The organism is Rhizobium ecuadorense (assembly GCF_001187535.1).
Taxonomy (GTDB): domain Bacteria; phylum Pseudomonadota; class Alphaproteobacteria; order Rhizobiales; family Rhizobiaceae; genus Rhizobium; species Rhizobium ecuadorense.
In genome coordinates this window covers 1-264 of record NZ_LFIO01001290.1, presented here as the reverse complement: position 1 = coordinate 264, position 264 = coordinate 1, and the positions used below count along the sequence as shown (strand labels likewise).

Sequence of the window (264 nt, the reverse complement as noted above, 5' to 3'; positions counted from 1 at the left end):
ACTCCAGCCTGAGCGTGTCTCCGACAATCACCTGAGCCGGGATGTGCATTAGCGAGAACTGGATGTAGGCCATGTGCACAGCGCGAGGATCCACGTCGATTGCCGTCACGTGCAGATGCTGCTGGTAGTTGATGCCAAGATCCTTGATTGCCTCGGCAAGTGCGATGATCGTTGCGCCGGCGCCGACGGCTGGTTCTTGCGCCGTGATGTAGCCACGCTGATTGATGTGCTTCTGCAGATCTTCGGCGCTCCCGACGTTTATCT

The 264-nt window shown here is 58.0% G+C and carries 1 pseudogene; it reads right to left on the bottom strand.

Annotated elements, in window-relative coordinates:
* Positions 1-264: pseudogene (locus tag AF337_RS27290) on the bottom strand (SAM-dependent DNA methyltransferase); the annotation flags it as partial.